Origin of the sequence: Streptomyces sp. V4I2 (assembly GCF_030817655.1) — a bacterium.
Lineage (GTDB): Bacteria > Actinomycetota > Actinomycetes > Streptomycetales > Streptomycetaceae > Streptomyces > Streptomyces plumbiresistens.
On record NZ_JAUSZM010000003.1, the window covers coordinates 4,202,387 to 4,221,323 of the forward strand.

The following is an 18,937-nucleotide window of genomic DNA, read 5'->3' on the forward strand; positions in this document are numbered from 1 at the left end:
GACGGCCGGGCGCAGCACGGTGGTTACGGACGCAGGGTGGGCTCGCGCTCCACGTCCCGCTTGTCCAGCTTGGCGTCGAACTTCGCCAGCGGCTTCGCCGCCGACGGGTCCGCCTGGACGGTGGCGGACGCGACGCCGGCCCACTCAAGGATCCGGGCGGTGGCGAAGGCCTTCTGGTCGGGGACCAGACCGGCCACGTTCGCGCCGTGGTTGAGGCCGGGGGCGGTGAAGACGTACGAGTCCTTCGCGCCCTTGCCGAGGCGGAACGGCTCCGCGCCCCACGGGTCGTTCTCGCCGTAGACGTAGAGCATGTGGCGGGCGTTGTGCTTCACCCAGGTGTCCACGTCACGCATCGCGTACGGCTGGAACTTCATCGAGATGTCGCGCGGGACGAAGTACCGGGGCGGCAGGTAGCCGTAGCGGATGTACTTCTTCTCGATGTGCGGGAACACGATCGTCGGCGCACCGAGCTGGGTGCCCGCCTGGTAGTAGTACGGCGTGTACGGCTCCAGGCCCTGGTCGGTGTAGAAGGAGAACCCGGCGATGGTGTCGATCGAGGTCCAGATGTCGTCGTCGGTCGCGTTCTTCGCGTCCGCCGGGATCGAGTCGCAGTCGGAGAGCAGGCTGTACTGCCAGAAGCCCCAGACGTAGTCCAGCACCGTCGCCTCGTACGCCTTGTCCAGACTGCCCACGGTGTCGAAGGTGAAGCCGTTCTCGGCCGCGTACGCCGCGTACCTCTTCTCCAGCGGCTCCCGGCGCACCAGCGCCTCGCGCTGCACCCCGTTCAGCCGGTCGCGGCACTCCTTGGTGCCGACGGTGGCGAAGAAGCGGTCGTATGCCGAGTCCTCCTTGTTGACCACGTCGTTGGGGGCGACGTACGCGACGACGCCGTCCATGTCCTTCGGGTAGAAGCGCTCGTAGTAGGTGGCGGTCATGCCGCCCTTGGAGCCGCCGGTCGAGACCCACTTCTTGGTGTAGAGGGGCTTCAGGGCCTTGAAGATGCGGTGCTGGTCGCTGGCCGCCTGCCAGATGTCCAGCTTGGTCCAGTCGGCCGGGTCGGGACGGGACGGGGTGAAGAAGCGGTACTCCATGGAGACCTGGTTGCCGTCCACGATCTGGGTGGGCTCGCGGCGGCCCGGGTTCGTGGAGACGTTGTAGCCGCCGGTGTAGAAGACCGTCGGGCGGGAGACGTCCTTGTGCAGCACGGTGATCCGCTGCTGGAACGTGCCCTTGGACGGGTTCCGGTGGTCGACCGGCTGGGTGTAGTTGAGGACGAAGAAGCGGTAGCCGGTGTAGGGCTTCTCCTCGATCAGGCTCATCCCCGGTATGGAGAGGAGTTGTTCCTTGATGTCCGCGGCCGCGGTGGTGCCGGTGGCCTCCGGCTCGGCGGCGGTGGCCGCGCTCGCCGTGCTCAACGTGCCTATGAGCACCGTGAGCGCCAGCAGCCATCTGAGCGCCTTGCGCATGCACCCTCCCCAGTATTGACAGATGTGCGCCGGAAGCTAGCGGAGCAAGTCGCCTCAGCACCAGGGGAGATGGGCCTTTGATGGGGAAAACCCTGTACGAAGGCTGTGATTCAGAACCGAATCCAGCCGGAACTGACCGACCCCCCGCCCACCGCGCCCTTCACCCGCACCTTCCGCTGACCGGCGTGCGTCTTCCTCGGCCCGGCGAGGCGCGAGTACAGGCCCTCGTCCACCACGGGGCGGAGTCCACGCGCCTGCACGCTGACCATCATGTACCGCTCGACACCGGGCCTCTTGGCCAGGGTGATCGCGCAGATCCAGCCATTCCGCTTGTAGATCCGCACGGAACCGGTGGAGAACGACAACGTCTTGACCTTGCGTCCCGCGCAGGATGTCTCGGCGGCCTGCGCGCTGCCCGGCGCGGCGAGAGCCAGCACCCCGGACGCGGTCACCACAGCCAGGCCGAGCACCAACCGCCGACGCATCGCACCTCTGCCCACAGTCGTCCCTCCCGTATCGCGCGATGAGCGTACTGGTGTACGGACGCGGGACGTATGTCGGATGGTTGCGCGGTCGTCACCGAAGCGCGTGACCCGGTTCGGTCAGGCGGCCGCGGGTGCGTCCTCGCCCACGAACGTGCGCCACAGCTCGGCATAGCGGCCGTCCCGCGCGAGCAGTTCCTCGTGCGTGCCGTCCTCGGCGACCTGGCCGCGGTCCATGACGACCACGCGGTCCGCGCGCGCCGCCGTGGTGAGCCGGTGCGCGACCACGAGGGTCGTACGGCGGCCCGCGATGCGGTCGGTGGCCTGGTTGACCTGGGCTTCCGTGGCCAGGTCCAGGGCCGCGGTCGCCTCGTCGAGGAGGAGGACGTCCGGGTCGACCAGCTCCGCGCGGGCCAGCGCGATCAGCTGGCGTTGGCCCGCGGAGAGGTTGCGGCCGCGTTCGGCGACCTCGTGGAGGTAGCCGCCGTCCAGCGTGGCGATCATCTCGTGGGCGCCGACCGCGCGGGCCGCCGCCTCCACCTCGGCGTCGGTGGCGTCGGGGCGGCCGTAGGCAATGGCGTCGCGGACGGTGCCCTGGAAGAGGTACGCCTCCTGCGGGACGACTCCGAGGCGGTGCCGGTAGGAGGTGAGGTCCAGGGTCTTCAGGTCGGTGCCGTCGACGGTCACCCGGCCGCCCGTCGGGTCGTAGAAGCGGGCGACCAGCTTGACCAGGGTCGACTTGCCCGCGCCCGTCTCACCGACGAAGGCGACCGTCTGGCCGGCCGGGATGCGCAGGTCGATGCCCGTGAGGGCCTCTTCCTCATCGCCGTACTTGAAGTGCACGTCCTCGAAGGCGATCTCGCCCCGCAGGGAGAGGACCTGGAGCGGCTCGTCGGCGTTCTCGGTCGACGTCGGCTCCTGGAGCAGCTCCTGGATGCGGCCCAGCGACACCGTCGCCTGCTGGTAGCCGTCGAAGACCTGGGAGAGCTGCTGGACGGGTGCGAAGAACAGGTCGATGTAGAGGAGGTACGCGACCAGGGCGCCGGTCGTGAGCGTCGCCGCGTCGACCCGTCCCGCGCCCGCGATCAGTACGGCCGCCGCGGCCACCGACGACAGGAACTGCACGAACGGGAAGTAGATCGAGATCAGCCACTGGCCCCGGATGCGGGCGCGCCGGTAGCTGTCGCTGCGCTCCGCGAACCGTGCCGCGCCGTCCCGCTCACGCCGGAAGGCCTGCACGATCCGGAGCCCGGACACCGACTCCTGAAGGTCGGCGTTGACCAACGACACCCGCTCACGGGCCAGTTCGTACGCCTTCACGCTCGCCCGGCGGAAGAAGAACGTGGCGACGATCAGCGGGGGCAGGGTCGCGAACACGACGAGTGCGAGCTCCACGTCGATCACCAGCAGGGCGACCATGATGCCGAAGAAGGTGACGACCGAGACGAACGCGGTGACCAGGCCGGTCTGCAGGAAGGTCGAGAGGGCGTCGACGTCCGTCGTCATCCTCGTCATGATCCGGCCCGTCAACTCCCGCTCGTAGTAGTCGAGTCCGAGCCGCTGGAGCTGGGAGAAGATCTTCAGGCGCAGGGAGTACAGGACCCGTTCGCCGGTCCGCCCGGTCATCCGGATCTCGCCGACCTGCGCGGCCCACTGGACGAACACGCTGAGCAGGGCGAGCAGGGAAGCGGCCCAGACCGCGCCCAACGCCATCTGTGTGACGCCGTCGTCGATGCCGTTCCGGATCATCACCGGGAGCAGCAGGCCCATGCCGGCGTCCACGGCGACGAGGCCGAGGCTCACCAGCAGGGGCAGGCCGAAGCCCCGCAGCAGCCTGCGCAGGCCGTACGACTCCTCGGCGGCGACCGCCCGTGCCTCGTCGATGCCCGGGGTGTCGGTCGCCGGGGGCAGCGCGTCGACCTCGGCGAGGAGTTCGGGGGTGGCCGGGGTGCCGTCCATGGCGATGTCCCGGCGCTCTCGCTCGCCCGCCCAGAGCCTGGGCGTGATGCCGCTCTCGGCGTCGAACTCGGCGTCCAGCTCGTCCCGTACGGAGGTGTCCTCGGTCGGCTCGGCGGGGCGGGCGTGGCCGGGTGAGACGCCGCCGAGTTCGTCCGGGTCGGTGAGGAGGCGGCGGTAGAGGGCGGACCGCTGCTGGAGTTCCTCGTGGGTGCCGAGGTCGGCGAGCCGGCCGCCGTCGAGGACGGCGATGCGGTCGGCGAGGTTGAGCGTGGAGCGGCGGTGGGCGATGAGCAGGGTCGTCCGGCCCTGCATGACCTGCCGGAGGGCCTCGTGGATCTCGTGCTCGACGCGGGCGTCCACGGCGGAGGTGGCGTCGTCGAGGACCAGCAGGCGCGGGTCGGTGAGGATCGCGCGGGCGAGCGCGACGCGCTGGCGCTGGCCGCCGGACAGGGTGAGGCCGTGCTCGCCGACCGTGGTGTCGTAGCCCTCGGGGAGCTCCCTGATGAAACGGTCCGCCTGGGCGGCGCGGGCGGCGGCCTCGATCTCCTCCTGGGTCGCCTCGGGACGGCCGTACGCGATGTTGTTGCGAATCGTGTCCGAGAAGAGGAAGGAGTCCTCGGGGACCAGGCCGATCGCGGCCCGCAGCGACTCGAGGGTGAGCTCGCGGACGTCGTGGCCGCCGATGAGGACGGCGCCGCGCGTCACGTCGTAGAAGCGCGGCATCAGCAGCGACACGGTCGACTTGCCGGAGCCCGAGGAGCCGACGACGGCGAGGGTCTCGCCGGGGCGGATCTCGAAGCTCAGCCCGTCCAGGACGGGACGCTCGTCGTCGTAGCCGAAGGACACGTCGTCGAACTCGACGGTCGCCGGGGCGTCGGCGGGAAGCTCCTTCGTGCCGTCCTTCATGGAGGGCTCGGTGTCGATCAGCTCCAGGACGCGTTCCGTGCCCGCCCGGGCCTGCTGGCCCACCGTGAGGACCATGGCGAGCATGCGGACCGGGCCGACGAGCTGGGCGAGGTAGGTGGAGAAGGCGACGAACGTGCCGAGCGTGATGTGGCCGCGGACCGCGAGCCAGCCGCCGACCGCGAGCATCGCGACCTGGCCGAGGGCGGGGACGGCCTGGAGCGCCGGGGTGTACCGGGAGTTGAAGCGGATCGTGCGCAGGCGCCCGGCGAAGAGCCGGCGGCCGACCTCCCGGAGCTTCCCGGTCTCCTGGTCCTCCTGCCCGAAGCCCTTCACCACGCGGACGCCGCTGACGGCGCCGTCGACGACGCCCGCGACGGCGGCGGCCTGGGCCTGGGCGTACCAGGTGGCGGGGTGGAGCTTGCTGCGGCTGCGCCTGGCGATCCACCACAGGGCGGGGGCGACGGCCAGGGCGACCAGGGTGAGCGGCAGCGACAGCCACGCCATGATCACCAGGGAGATCAGGAAGAGCAGGATGTTCCCGATGGTCATCGGGAGCATGAAGAGCAGGCCCTGGATCAGCTGGAGGTCGCTGGTGGCACGGCCGACGACCTGGCCGGTGGACAGCTCGTCCTGGCGGCGGCCGTCCAGGCGGGTGATCGTCCCGTACATCTCGGTCCGCAGGTCGTGCTGGACGTCCAGGGCGAGGCGGCCGCCGTAGTAGCGGCGGATGTAGGTGAAGACGTAGACGGCGACGGCCGCGACGATCAGGGCACCGGCCCAGGGGGCCATGTCCCGGCTGTGGTCGCCGATCACGTCGTCGATGATCACCTTGGTGACCAGGGGGACCAGCGCCATGACGGCCATGCCGCCGAGGGAGGAGCCGAGGGCGAGGACGACGTCCGTGCGGTGGCGCCATGCGTAGCCGGCCAGCCTGCGGGCCCAGCCCTGTGTCTCCCCCTGGTGCGCTGCCACGCCGGTGCCTTCCGTTCGTTCTGATCGTCCAACCTGATCGTCCGCAAGGCACCAACGCGAAAGGAAGCGGATTTCATCCCTCCGCAACAAACGGGAGGTGGAAAGGGAGAAGGCAAAGGGAAAGGGAGGCGCGAGGTCAGACGCGTACCCGCAGGTAGTAGAACCGGGTCGTCTGTACCGCGTTCTGGTTGTCGTCGCTCACCAGCAGCACCTTCAGGCCGCCCTTGCCCCGGCCCGTGACCACCATGCCCTCGATGTTGTCGAGGAGCGGGTTCGGCTGGGGCTGCTTGGCCGTGGCGCCCAGGGTCGGGCAGGCGGCGATGTCTGTGAGCAGCGTCTTCTTGATCAGCCGTACGCCGTCCTGGCCGGTGAGCGTGTCGACACCGCTCGTGTCCGTCGCGCGGCGCGGGTCGGCCAGGTAGAGGCGGACGGTGTTGCCGACCCCGGAGGTGAAGCCGCGCTCCAGGACGAGGAGGCGGCCGTCGGGCAGGGCCTGGATCTCGGGGACGCCGAGGCCGGTGTCGGTGCGGTAGGCGTACTGGGCGCCGAGCTCGAAGGTCGTCCCGTGCCGCTCCCAGGTCTGGAGGCGGACGAGGCCCGCGCTGTCGCCGGACAGGGCGTACTCCATCGACGCGAGCAGCGTGCGGCCGCCGGGGAGCATCGTCAGCCCCTCGAAGGTGCCGTTCGACACCGCACGGCCGGCCGGGGCGACCTGGAGGGAGGGCGGGACCGGGAGGCGGTCGAGGATCTTGCCCTGGGGGCTGTATCGACGTACCGACGGCTCGGTCTCGGAGGTGATCAGCCGGGTGCCGTCCCGGTCGATCACCAGGCCCTCGGAGTCCAGGGCGGTGCCGTTCTCGTCGGCGAGCGGGACGACGGACTCCGGCGCGAGTGTCTTCGGGTTCAGGGCGAAGAGGGAGGACCGGTCGGAGAGGGCGGCGAGAGAGCCGTCCCGGTCCACCGCGAGGGCGGAGAAGTTGCCGACGAAGGTGCCGTCGTACGTCGTCTTGTCGAGCGCGTCCGAGAAGCGGTCGATCGAGACGGACGGCGAACAGGCGTGGCTCTCCCCGGCGGCGGCGGGCGAGGCGGCGGTCAGGCAGGTGGCCGCCGCCAGGGCCGCGGTGGTGGTGGCGAGTACGGTTCTCAGGCGCATACAGGTCACCGTAGGACGAGCCGGTGACGGACGGGCGACGGGGCGGTGAAGCGTCAGCTCGCGGCCAGGTCCCTGTGGACGACCTTGGCGACACCCTGGATGGTCGTGATCCCGTAGTTCATGGTGCTGTTGCCGTGGGTGAGCACCGTGATCACGTAGTCGTGGCCGTTACCCTTGAAGGCTCCGACGCTGTGCACCCGCCAGCCGTGGGTGGCCCGCTGCAGCCAGCCGTTCTTGACGGCGACCGAGACTCCGGACGGCACTCCGTACGGCGTTCCCCAGCGCTGCGAGGAGATGACCTGGCCCATCAACTTGCGGATGTAGGCACGGGAGTTGTCGCTCAGGACCGTGTTGCTCGCGGTGACCAGCTTGAGCAGCTTCTGTTCGTCGGTGACGGTGATCTGGGTCAGGCCCCAGTAGCCGTTCGCGCCGGGCTTGGTCTGGGTCATGCCGGCCGCGGTGAGGAAGCCCCTGATCTTCGTCAGGCCCAGCTGCTTCCAGAGCGTGCTGGTCGCTGCGTTGTCCGACTTGGTGATCATGGCCTTGGCGAGGGTGGCCTCGCGGTCGGTGAGGTAGCGGTTGTGCTTCTTCGCGTCCCACAACAGCGCGGCGAGGACGGTGACCTTGACGACGCTGGCCGAGTCGAAGGCCGTCGCGGGGCGCAGGGTGCAGGTCGTCTTGGTGGTGCGGTCGTAGACGCCGACGGCGACCGTGCCCTTGCGGGTGGCGAGGGCCGTGGTGATGTCCTTCTTCAGCTTGGCGGCGAGGCCCGCCTTGGCCGACGTACAGCTGACGGTCGGCGTGGCCGCGGCGGCGGGCGCGGCGGCGGCCACGACAGGGAGGAGCACGCCCGCGCCCACGCCTGCCGCGAGCACTCTCGCGCGCCTTGATATCCCGTGAGTCATGCCCATGTTGACTCACAAGTTCGACTGAAAGGTTGTACGCATCCGGGAACGTTTGAACAAAGGCTGTACGCGGTGTCAGGGTGCACGCTCACCGACGAGGAGCGGCGCGAGCGGGCGGAGCGGACCCGCGCCTATCTGGCCGAGCAATTCGGAGCCGAGGTCACGGACGAGGAGAGCGCAGCGATGGGCCGCAAACCCGGCTGTGGGCACCGGTCCTGTCGATCCTCGATGCCGACGCGGAACATCTCGGGATCGCCGAGCACATCGGGCAGCTCGATGTCATCCACACCGTTGACCTCGACCATCCGGCGATGCTCACCGTCGCCCAGTTGCGCAGAGACGGCGCTCCGCCCGGGATCGCGGCCGCCGTCCACGCCGTGCGTCATCTACCCGAATGGGGTGCGGACGCACTGGTCGCCACGGTCACCCCGAAAGCCTACGAGGGACGCGGGGTGCCTGTTCTCGACCTCACGCGCCGACCAGGGCGTACCTCGCGTCTGCGGGTGCAACCCCCGCCCGGAGGCGGGTCATTCGTCCGCTGGACAAAGGGAAAAGCGGCCGGTCGCGTGGTGCGACCGGCCGCCTCGTTCCGCAGTCCGGCAGTCCGGCAGTCCGGCAGTCCGGCAGTCCGGCAGTCCGGGTCAGGAGATCGACTTGATCGCCTGCCAGCCGCCGCCGCCGACCACCGCCGAGGGGCCCACCAGGCCGCTCTTGCGGCCGGGCACGAACGCCAGGCCCGCCGTGGTGTTCGCCGTCGTGGTCCACAGGTCCGGGACGCCGTCACCGTCGGTGTCGCCGGAGGCGGTGAACAGCGGGCGGGCCGCCATGGTCCAACCGGTGGCGTACGGCGTGCGGCTGGAGCCGAGGCCCAGCGCCGCCGGGTCGGTGCCGCCGTCGGGGACCCCGTCGCCGTCCGCGTCCCCCCGGCTGCGGCCGTGGTACAGCCACAGCTCGCCGTTCTCGGTGTTGCGGGCGATCAGATCGGTGAAACCGTCACCGTCGACGTCCCCGGGCGAGGCGAGCTGCATCTTGGCCCAGCCGACGGCGCCGATGAGGTATCCGGAGTCGAGCGTGCCGTACGTGTAGCCCGGCAGGAACCACAACTGGTCGCCGATGACCGCGACGAAGTCGGGGTTGTACGCCTCGCTGTCCGGCGTGACGTCGCCGATCGACACGATCTGCTTGATCGTCGAGGGGTTGAGCGCCACGTCCGTCTCCGCGTCCGGGAAGACGTACACCTCCTGTTTGGTGTCCTCGGTGAACTCGCCCTGGCCGTCGTTGGGATAGAGCCACAGCTTGCCGTCGGAGCGGCGGGCCACCAGGTCCTCGTAGAAGTCCTCGGTCCAGTCTCCGCGGTGGGTCATCAGGGCGCCGTTCCAGCCGCCGCCCGAGGAGAGCGGGAGCATCGTCGCCATCTTGCCGCCACCGATGCCGCCGTACAGACGGAGGTTGTCGGTGCCGTCGACGGCGAAGAAGTCGGGCATGCCGTCGCCGTTGACGTCACCGGGCTTGTCCATGACGCCCGGACTCTTCACATAGAAGCGGTACGGATAGACCGGGCCGACGTTGCCGCCCGCGTCCACCATGCGCACGTACAGCGTGTGCGGTCCCGGTGTGAGCGGAGTGATCTTCGCCTGGGCCGCGCCGCCCTTGGCCGCGGGCTTCGCCGAGGTGCTCGGCGGCGTGCGGTCCAGGCCGTACAGGTACTCGGTGGTGTCCGACACGCCGTTGGCGCCGAACTCGAAGACGCCCTCCGTGCGGGCCAGCGCGCCCTCGACCGGCTCGATGTCGGGCGTCGTCTCCGGGTACAGGTCGTCCTTGGAGTCGACGACCGGCATCACGGTCGGCGCGTTCGGGTCGAAGCCGAAGCGGCAGCCGGCCGCGCCCAGCGTCGGCGTCCAGTCGGAGGCGAAGGCGGCGTCGGCGGTGTCCTCCGCCTGCGCTTTCCAGGAGAACTGCCCGTTGCTGGCGGTGATGTACTTGGCGAGCAGGTCCTTGCCCACGGTGACCTGGGCTCTCGCGCCCTTGGAGTCACTCGCCTTGACGGTGACCTTCACCCGTTTGTCGAAGATGAGGCCCGGTGAGACGTCGCGCTTGCCGGTGGCCCACAGGTTGAACTGGACGTTGACGTCACCGCCGTCCTGGTCCCAGACCTGCGCGGTGAGCTTCACGTCCGTGTTGCCGAGGGTGGCGTACGACGAACCGTTCCCGCAGTCGGTGCTGCTGACCTTGGTGCTGGGGATGGTGTCGAGCGACCAGGGCGCCTTCGGCAGACGGTTGAACTCGACGATCAGCTTGGCGTCCGGCTTGAACTTCTTCCAGCTGTACTCGTCCTTGTTGTCCTCCGCGCTCTGCGGGGCCCGCAGTCCGAAGGTGATGTTGGGCCACTTGGCGGCCGCCGCCTTGACCGCCGCGTCCTTGGCCGCGAAGTCGACCGCCGCGTTCGCGCAGCCGTACGTCTCGTTGCCGTGGGCGACGCTGCGGCTGTCCTGGCGGGTGGACCAGGACGGCTGCTTGTTCCACGTGGTCGCCGAGCTGATGGAACCGGTCAGGTACAGCTCGACCGGCTTGGGCGTGCAGGACCACGAGTGCGTCTCGGTGATCTGGAACTGGGCGTCGATCACCTTCACGCCCGCCAGGAACTTCGAGCCGACGCGGAAGAAGGAGCGGGCGGTGCCGCCCGTGGACGACTCGTAGCCGACGCGCGCCTCGCTCGTCGTACCGCCGTCCCAGCCGGTGCCGTTCCAGTAACTGCTGGTCGGATGCGGCTTGTAGGCGATCGTCCAGGCCTCGCGGGTGCCGGTCATCCGCGGGTCGATGTAGACCGGGAACTCGGTGTCCGCGGCGTCCAACAGCTTCTGGTCCGGCGTCAGCGAGATCCGGTCGTCGGTGACTTCGACGCCGACCTCGCTGCTCTTGGTGCCGGGGGTGAGCGGGGAGGGCTCGGCGTCGGCGGCCGCGGCCTGAACCGTGGCGGCACCCGCCGTACGCAGCGACTTGGCGCTGCCGGACGAGGAGGCGGTCCGGGCCTTTGTGCCGGACGAGGCCGTCTGCGGCGCCGTCTCCTCCTCCGCCGTGCCCGAGGAGTCCCACATCCGGGCCGTGGACGACGCGAACACCGTCTGTCCGGCCGCGTTGACGGCCCGGAGCGTGCCCGTCTCGGTGTCCTTCTGGACGTCCAGGCCCTCGGTGCGCAGACCGAAGCCGATCTCCGCCAGCTCCGGACGGTCGGCCGCCTCGGGCGTCTTCACGATCAGCGCCTGGCTGAAACCGTCCAGGCTCGCCCGGACCGCCAGGTCGACGCCGGGGAACACCTCGCGGTAGGTCGCGGCAGAGCCGTCGAGAACCGGCTCCGGCAGGACTTTCGGCCAGGTCAGGGCCAGTTCGCCGCCCTGGTCGGCGAGGGTCACCAGACGGGTGTCGCCGCCGGCGGAGAACGTGACGTGACCGGGTGCCGCCTTGGGCGAGATCCGGCCGGTCACCTCGGTGAGCGTCGTGTCCACCGGGGTCCAGGCGCCCTCGCGCTTCACGCGGACGGGCAGGGTGTGCTGGGTCTGGCGCAGGTTCCCGTTGGGTAAGGCGTGTGTCTCGCTGGTCTCGGTACGGGCGGACGCCACCTCCACGGGCTCCCCGGTCCGGGCGGCCTCCTGGAGCGCGTGCTCCTCGGCGTTCGTGGCGGTCTCGGCCACCGTGGTCGAGTCGGTGTCGGCCGCCGCGGCCGTGAGCGATGTCATCGGTGTCAGCGGTGTCAGTCCCAGCGTCCCGCCGGCGAGCGCCGCGACGAGTGCGGCGCGCGCTAAGCGCCTGGTCGGGCGCTGTCTTCGGGATGGTTGTGGCATGGGCGAATCCCCCCGGAGTCGTTGCCGTGCGAGCCCCTTCCGGGGGTCGCTGCGCGCCCTTTCACGCGGGCCGCGACGCCGAACAGTACACGTCACCGGGGGAATTCTTTACGGACCCATAGGAGAAGTGGGGATTGTCCCATTGCCTTGGCTTTACTTGTCAGGATGTTCGAAAGCGCTTACTGTCTGACCGTTCAACGGTCACACAGAGTGAGGGGGAGGTCCTTTAGTGGACCATTTCATAAGACAGTTACGCTATCTCGGCCACTGGCACAGATCCGTTTCCGTATTCGTGGGGCTCGTGCTGTTCGTCGGACTGATACCCGACGACGCGAGCGCCGCCTCCGGGAGTACCCGGATCTCCGATGTGAAGCGCGATCCGTCCGTTCCCGGGCGGGAGTTCAGCAAGAAGCGCCCGAAGGTTCGCGACGACGTGGCGGGCGACTTCAGACCGGCGGCCGGCAAGGTCGCGACCGGCACGTTCACGACGCTGGTGACCGACAGCCGTGACAAGTTGCCGCAGCGCGCGTCGCTGACCACCGACGCAGCGCCGGGCTCGACCGCCCTGCGGACCAGCATGGTGAAAGCCCGTCAGACATCCACCGCGGCATCCACCGCCAGGAAGGGCGTCCGGGCCCGCGGCCTGACCCCGAAACAGGCGGCCGCAGACGTCGGCACCGCCGTTCAGGTCGAGGTCCAGGACACGGCCGCCGCCCGCAGGGCGGGCGTACAGGGAGTGCTGTTCACCGCGGCACCCGCGACCGAGAGCACGACTCCCGCCGCATCCGGCTCTGTCGAACTGGAGTTGGATTACAAGACCTTCAAGGACACCTACGGCGGTGACTGGGGCTCCCGGCTCCACCTCTACCGGCTTCCCGCCTGCGCGCTGACCACGCCCGAGCTGGAGAAGTGCCGTACCCGCACACCGTTGACCGGCGCCAACGACCCGGTCGCGAAGACCGTCACCGGCACCGTCGACCTCGCCGCCGCGAACGCCGCGCCCACTGTCCTCGCCGCGACTGCCGCCGCCTCCGGGCCGGGTGGCAGCCATGAGGCCACCTCGCTGTCGCCGTCCGGTTCCTGGATGGCCGGTTCGTCCTCCGGCGGCTTCTCCTGGGCGTATCCGATCGAGGCTCCCGAGGTGCCCGGCGGCCCGCAGCCCGAGGTCGAACTCTCGTACTCCTCGCAGGCCGTGGACGGCCGTACCGCCTCCACCAGCGCGCAGTCCTCCTGGATCGCCGAGGGCTGGGACTACGAACCCGGCTTCATCGAGCGGCGCTACCGCTCCTGCTCGGACGACAAGGCGGCCATCAAGGACGACGCCGGCAAGGAGCTGAAGCCGAACAACACCGGCGACAGCGGAGACCTGTGCTGGGGCTCGGACCACGTGGTGATGTCGCTGGGCGGCAACACCACCGAACTCGTCAAGAAGGACGGCACCGACGAGTGGCGTCCCGCCGACGACGACGGCTCCCGCCTCCAGCGCAGGAGCGGCGCCGCCAACGGCTCGAAGGACGGCGAGTACTGGGTCCTGACCACCACCGACGGCACCCAGTACCACTTCGGCCTGAACAAGCTGCCGGGCGCCCCGGACGGCACGGTCACCAACTCGGCCCTCACCGTGCCCGTGTTCGGCAACCACCCGACCGAGCCGTGCCACGCCACCGCGTTCCTGGACTCCGACTGCAAGCAGGTCTACCGCTGGAACCTGGACTACGTCGTCGACCCGCTCGGCGACGCCATGACCCTGTGGTGGACCAAGTGGGCCAACTTCTACGGCCAGAACATGAAGGCCGACCAGCAGGCGTCCTACGACCGCAACGCGCAGCTCTCGCGCATCGACTACGGCCTGCGTTCCGACAAGCTGTTCGGCGTCCTGCCGGCCGGCCGGGTCGCGTTCACGCTGGCCGAACGGTGCATCGCCGACGCCGCGTTCGACTGCGCGGAGTCCAAGCGGACCACCGCCAACGCCAAGCGCTGGCCGGACACCCCGCTGGACCAGGAGTGCGCGTCGGGCGCCAAGTGCACCGACAAGTACTCACCGACGTTCTGGTCGACCAAGCGCCTGACGAAGATCAGCACCAGTGTGCTCTCCGGCACCGCGCTGAAGCCGGTCGACTCCTGGGCGCTGGACCAGTCCTTCCCGGCCACCGGTGACGGCACCTCCCCGGCCCTGTGGCTGGAGTCCATCGCCCGCACCGGGCACGGCGCCGGTGCCACCGCGGCGATGCCGAAGGTCACCTTCTCCGGCCTGCAGATGGACAACCGCGTCGACAAGGTGGAGGGCCTGCCGCCCTTCTCCCGCTACCGGATCCACGCCATCGACACCGAGACCGGCGGCCGTATCGGCGTGACCTACTCGCCGCGCGACTGCCGGGCCCTGGAGCCGAAGCGGATGCCGGCGTCGCCCGAGTCCAACACCATGCGCTGCTTCCCGCAGTACTGGACGCCCAAGGGCGCTCTCAACCCGGTGAAGGACTGGTTCCACAAGTACGTCGCCACCGAGGTCCGCGAGGAGGACCTGGTCACCGACAGCCCCGCCAAGGTGACCTCCTACGAGTTCCTCGGCGGCGCCGGATGGGCGTACGACGACAGCGAGTTCACCGAGAACAAGCACCGCACCTGGTCGCAGTACCGCGGCTACGAGCGGGTCCGCACCCGCCAGGGCGGCGGAGACGACGTCAAGCAGCTCACCGAGCACCGCTACTTCCGCGGCCTGCACGGCGACAAGCTGCCCTCCGGCACCCGGTCGTCCACCGTCACCACCAGCGACGGCGCGAACCATGACGACCTGCCGCAGTACCAGGGCCAGTTGCTGGAGCAGATCGCCTACGAGTCCGACGGCGGCCCCATCGACTCGGCGACCGTCACCACCCCCTGGGCGGTGAAGACGGCAACCCGAGCCCGTCCCGGAAACACGCCGCTGGAGGCGTGGATGGCCCGCCCGGAGACCGTTCGCACCCGCGAGCGCGTCAAGGGCGACACCTGGCGCACCTCCACCGAGACCACCAAGTACGACAGCTACGGCCTGCCGTACGAGGTGGAGGAGAAGACACCCGGCGGCAAGGTCCGCTGCTCCACGGTCGGCTACGCCCGCAACACCACGGCGTACCTGATCGAGCTGGAGTCCCGCGAGAGGACGACGCTCGGCGCCTGCGGCACCACCGGCGGCGAGGTCGTCGAGGACACCCGCACGCTGTACGACAACCTGGCCTTCGGCGCCGCCCCCGCCAAGGGGCTGCCCACCGAGATCCAGGAGATGAACGCCACCGGTGACGGCTACGTCACCATCGACAAGACCGAGTACGACATCCACGGCCGGGAGACCGCGACCTGGGACACGGACAACCGCAAGACGTGGATCGAGTACACGCCCAAGACCGTGGCGCGTCCGCTCAAACAGGTCTCCCACGACCCGCTCGAGCACACCGAGACCACGGTGTTCGACGACGTCCGCGGCATGCCGCTGACCGAGGAGGACGCCAACGGCAAGAAGGCCACGATGGAGTACGACCCGCTGGGCCGTCTCCTGAAGGTCTGGGAGATCGACCGCGACCCGGCGACCCAGACCCCCACGGCCACGTACGACTACACCGTCCGCCGCGACGGCCCGACGATCGTCACCTCGCGCGCCCTGAAGGACAACGGCGAGTACGCCGTGTCCTACGAGATCCTCGACGGCCTGCTGCGCGAGCGGCAGACGCAGGACGAGGCGATCGGCGCGGGCCGGATCGTCAACGACACCTTCTACGACAGCGCCGGGCGCCAGTGGAAGGAGAACGACGGCTACTACAACGTCGCCGAGCCCGAGGCGAAGCTGCTCCAGGTCGGGGACAACGACGTCCCGTCCCAGAACCGCATCACTTTCGACGGGATGGGCCAGCCCACCGCGGAGATCACGTACTACCGCGGCACGGAGAAGCTCCGCACGACGACCGAACGCGACGGTGACGTCTCCACGACGATCCCGCCCAAGGGCGACACCGTCACGGCCGTCTTCGAGGACGCCGAGGGCCGCACGGAGCGGCTGCGCGAGTACACCGACAGCGCGCGTACGAAGTGGCGGGACACCGTCTACGAGTACGACGACCTCGACAACCTGAAGAAGGTGACCGCCCCCGGCGGCGCCGTCACCTCCTTCGAGTTCGACAAGCGGGGCCGCCAGACGGCGGTCACGGATCCCGACGGCGGCCGTACCGAGATCCGGTACGACAACTCGGACAACGTGATCGCGACCGTCGACCCGTTCCAGCGGGCCCTGCACACCACGTACGACGCGGGCGGCCGTCCGACCTCCGTGCGCGAGGGCAGCGAAACCGGCCCCAAGCGCGTGGAGTGGACGTACGACACCCTCGGCAAGGGCCTGCCCACGGCGGAGATCCGCTACGAGAACGGCCGTGAGTACCGGGAGGAGGTCACCGCCTACGACAGTGCCTACCGGGTGAAGTCGACGAAGACGGTGATCCCCACCGAGGAGACGGGCCTGGCGGGCACGTACGAGTACGAGTACTCCTACACCCCGACCGGCCACCTCGCCTGGGTGCAGGTGCCGGGTGTGGGCGGCCTGGTGACCGAGCGGGTCGTCTTCCGCTACAACTCGGACGACCTGCCGATCGCCATCGGCGGCGCGTCCACGTACCTCGCGGACGTCGAGTACTCGGCGTTCGGCGAGATCCTGCGCACGGACGCGGGTCCGGCAAGCAAGAAGGTGTACGGCAGCTACGTCTACGACGAGTTCACGCGTCGGCTCCAGACGGCCACCTTCGACCGCTCGGTCGCCCCGGGCCGCATCAGCGAAACGCGGTACGGGTACGACGAGGCCGGCAACGTCACCAAGATCACCGACGTGCCCGGCAGCGCGGCGCCCGGAGCGGGCGGGACGGACACGCAGTGCTTCGTCTACGACCAGCTGCGGCAGATGTCCTCGGCCTGGACGGCGAAGACGGACGACTGCACGGCGGCCCCGTCCAAGGACACCGTCGGCGGTCCGGACGCCTACTGGCAGTCGTTCGAGTACGACGCGGCGGGCAACCGCAAGACCCTCGTCGAGCACGACCCGACGGGCGACGCCTCGAAGAACGTCACGCGTTCGTACGTGTACGGCAAGGCGGGCGTCGGCGGCCCGAACGCGCTGGCCGAGGTCAAGTCGGTCGGCCCGCAGGGCGAACGCCTGAACACCTTCGCCTACGACAAGGCCGGCAACACCACCGGGCGCCAGCACGGCGGCACCAACCAGACGCTCGAATACGACGTCGAGGGCCAGCTGCGCAAGGTGACCCAGCCGGTCGAGGGCGGCGGCACGAAAACCACGTCGTACCTCTACAGCGCGAACGGCGGACGCCTGATCCGCACCGGCGCGGACGGCAGCCGCACGCTCTACCTCGCCGAGGCGGAGCTGACCGTCAACGCGGCCAACACCAGCGCGAAGGCGGAACGCTTCTACCCGCACCCCGACGGCTCCACGACCGTCCGGGCGACCGGAGGCGTCCGGCAGCTCATGCTGGCCGACCACCACGGCACCTCCCACACGGTCGTGGACCTGGTGGACCCGGCCATGGGCGTCACCCGCCGCAAGGCGATGCCGTTCGGCGAGGCACGGGGGCAGCAGCCCACGACGTGGCCCGGACAGAGCGGCTTCGTCGGCGGAACCGTCGACCAGGACACGGGTCTGACCCGGTTGGGCGTTCGTGACTACGACCCGGTGACGGGACGGTTCATCACGGTCGACCCGATGGTCGACTACGGCAGTCCGGCCACGATGAACCCGTACGCCTACAGCAACAACGCGCCGGCCACCTTCTCCGACCAGTCCGGGGCGTTCTTCCCCATCCTGATCGGGATCGCGGCCCGCATCGCCATCCAGGCGGCGATCCGCGCGGCGGCCCGCCGTGCGGCGATCATCGCGGCCCGCAAGGCGGCCCAGGCGGCGGCCCGTCGGGCGGCGGCCCTGGCCCGCAAGCGGGCCATCGAGGCCGCGAAGCGCGCGGCGGCGAAGGCCCGCCGGGAGGCGGCCCGCAAGGCCGCTGCGGCCAAGCGTGCGGCGGCCAAGCGGGCAGCGGCCCGTGCGGCGGCCAAGCGCGCGGCGGCGCGTAGGGCGGCAGCCCAGGCCCGTGCCCGTGCGGCGCGTGCGGCGGCCAGGAAGGCGGCGGCCAAGCGTGCGGCGGCCCGCAAGGCGGCGGCCCGTCCCAAGCCGCGCGCCAAGCCGCGTTCCCAGCCGAAGGCGCGACCCAAGCCGTCGCAGGTGAGACGGGCGGTCAAGAAGGTCGCGAAGGAGGTACGGAACGAGGCGAAGGAGTCGGCCAAGGACGAGGCCCAGAGCCAGGCCTGCGAGGCCAACAGCTTCGTACCGGGCACCAGGGTCCTGATGGCCGACGGCTCGACGAAGCCGATCGAGAAGGTCAAGGTCGGCGACAAGATCCTTGCCACCGACCCGAGGACGGGGAAGACCTCCGTCCAGACGGCCACGGCGACGATCATCGGCAAGGGCAGTAAGGACCTGGTACGGATCACGCTGACGGTCCACGACGGCTCCGACCGCCGAGCCCAGGCCACCACGACGGTCACCGCCACAGCCGGCCACCCCTTCTGGGTGCCGTCTCTGGGTGAGTGGATCGACGCCGGTGAACTGAAGTCCGGCCAGTGGCTCCAGACGTCCTCGGGCACCTGGATCCAGATCGGCGCGGTCGAGGCGTGGACGGCGCGGAAGGCGACGGTCCACAACCTGACCGTCACCGACGTCCACACGTACTACGTGCTGGCCGGTGCCGCACCCGTCCTCGCTCACAACTGCGACAGCGTCGTACTGGGAATCCAGGAGCACTCCGACCCGCTCGCGGCGAAACTCCGCGCGGGCGGCGACTCCGCGGCCCACACCTTCAACGGGCCGGCCTACGGCGGCAGGGACTCCGCCGGGGTCCCGGCCTGGATGAACGGCGTGATGAACAGCGCGAGGGACTCCAATGTGACCCTCTCCATCACGCTCGACGGGATGCCAGGGGCGAACAACGACCCCCGCCACATCGCCAACGCGTTCCACACGGCCGTGCTCCGCGGCCGGAAGTTCGGAATCGGTCCCGGGCAGGAACTTCCCGGCCCGACCAACGGCACCGCGTGGGAGATGAGCGTGGTGGAACGGCAGGTCAGAATGGGCAACCGCTCATGGAGCTCGATCCAGTGGTATTCGGGAGGCAGACGGATCGAGGGGGTGGTGAACCCGTTCTCGTGACATCGGCGGCAGAGCAGGGCACGACAGGAC

General features: G+C 69.9%; 8 protein-coding genes. 1 reads left to right on the forward strand and 7 read right to left on the reverse strand.

Annotation, left to right across the window (positions count from 1 at the left end; genetic code table 11):
* Nucleotides 1-23: 23 nt before the first annotated feature.
* From QFZ76_RS19890 to QFZ76_RS19920, 7 genes are all read right to left on the reverse strand, one after another.
* Nucleotides 24-1,466, reverse strand: a complete 1,443-nt coding sequence (locus QFZ76_RS19890; protein WP_307675006.1) for a S28 family serine protease — start codon at nucleotides 1,464-1,466, stop codon at nucleotides 24-26.
* 110 nt (nucleotides 1,467-1,576) lie between these two features.
* Entirely contained in the window at nucleotides 1,577-1,951 is a 375-nt protein-coding gene (locus tag QFZ76_RS19895; RefSeq protein ID WP_307675007.1) for a hypothetical protein, read from the reverse strand.
* A gap of 117 nt (nucleotides 1,952-2,068) precedes the next feature.
* Nucleotides 2,069-5,785: an ABC transporter ATP-binding protein gene (locus tag QFZ76_RS19900; RefSeq protein ID WP_307675008.1), complete on the reverse strand. Its 3,717-nt coding sequence runs from the start codon at nucleotides 5,783-5,785 to the stop codon at nucleotides 2,069-2,071.
* Between the two features lie 136 nt (nucleotides 5,786-5,921).
* Entirely contained in the window at nucleotides 5,922-6,938 is a 1,017-nt protein-coding gene (locus QFZ76_RS19905) for an esterase-like activity of phytase family protein (protein ID WP_307675009.1), read from the reverse strand.
* 53 nt (nucleotides 6,939-6,991) lie between these two features.
* Nucleotides 6,992-7,843, reverse strand: a complete 852-nt coding sequence (locus QFZ76_RS19910; RefSeq protein WP_307680073.1) for a serine hydrolase — start codon at nucleotides 7,841-7,843, stop codon at nucleotides 6,992-6,994.
* 131 nt (nucleotides 7,844-7,974) lie between these two features.
* The gene (locus QFZ76_RS19915) at nucleotides 7,975-8,229 is read right to left on the reverse strand and encodes a hypothetical protein (RefSeq protein ID WP_307675010.1); all 255 of its coding nucleotides are present in this window, start codon (nucleotides 8,227-8,229) and stop codon (nucleotides 7,975-7,977) included.
* 255 nt (nucleotides 8,230-8,484) lie between these two features.
* Nucleotides 8,485-11,577, reverse strand: a complete 3,093-nt coding sequence (locus QFZ76_RS19920; protein ID WP_307675011.1) for a VCBS repeat-containing protein — start codon at nucleotides 11,575-11,577, stop codon at nucleotides 8,485-8,487.
* Between the two features lie 406 nt (nucleotides 11,578-11,983).
* On the opposite strand from QFZ76_RS19920, the gene QFZ76_RS19925 reads away from it, so the two are divergent.
* Nucleotides 11,984-18,907 (forward strand): polymorphic toxin-type HINT domain-containing protein, encoded by a 6,924-nt coding sequence (locus QFZ76_RS19925; RefSeq protein ID WP_307675012.1) that lies wholly within the window; start codon nucleotides 11,984-11,986, stop codon nucleotides 18,905-18,907.
* Nucleotides 18,908-18,937: the final 30 nt, after the last annotated feature.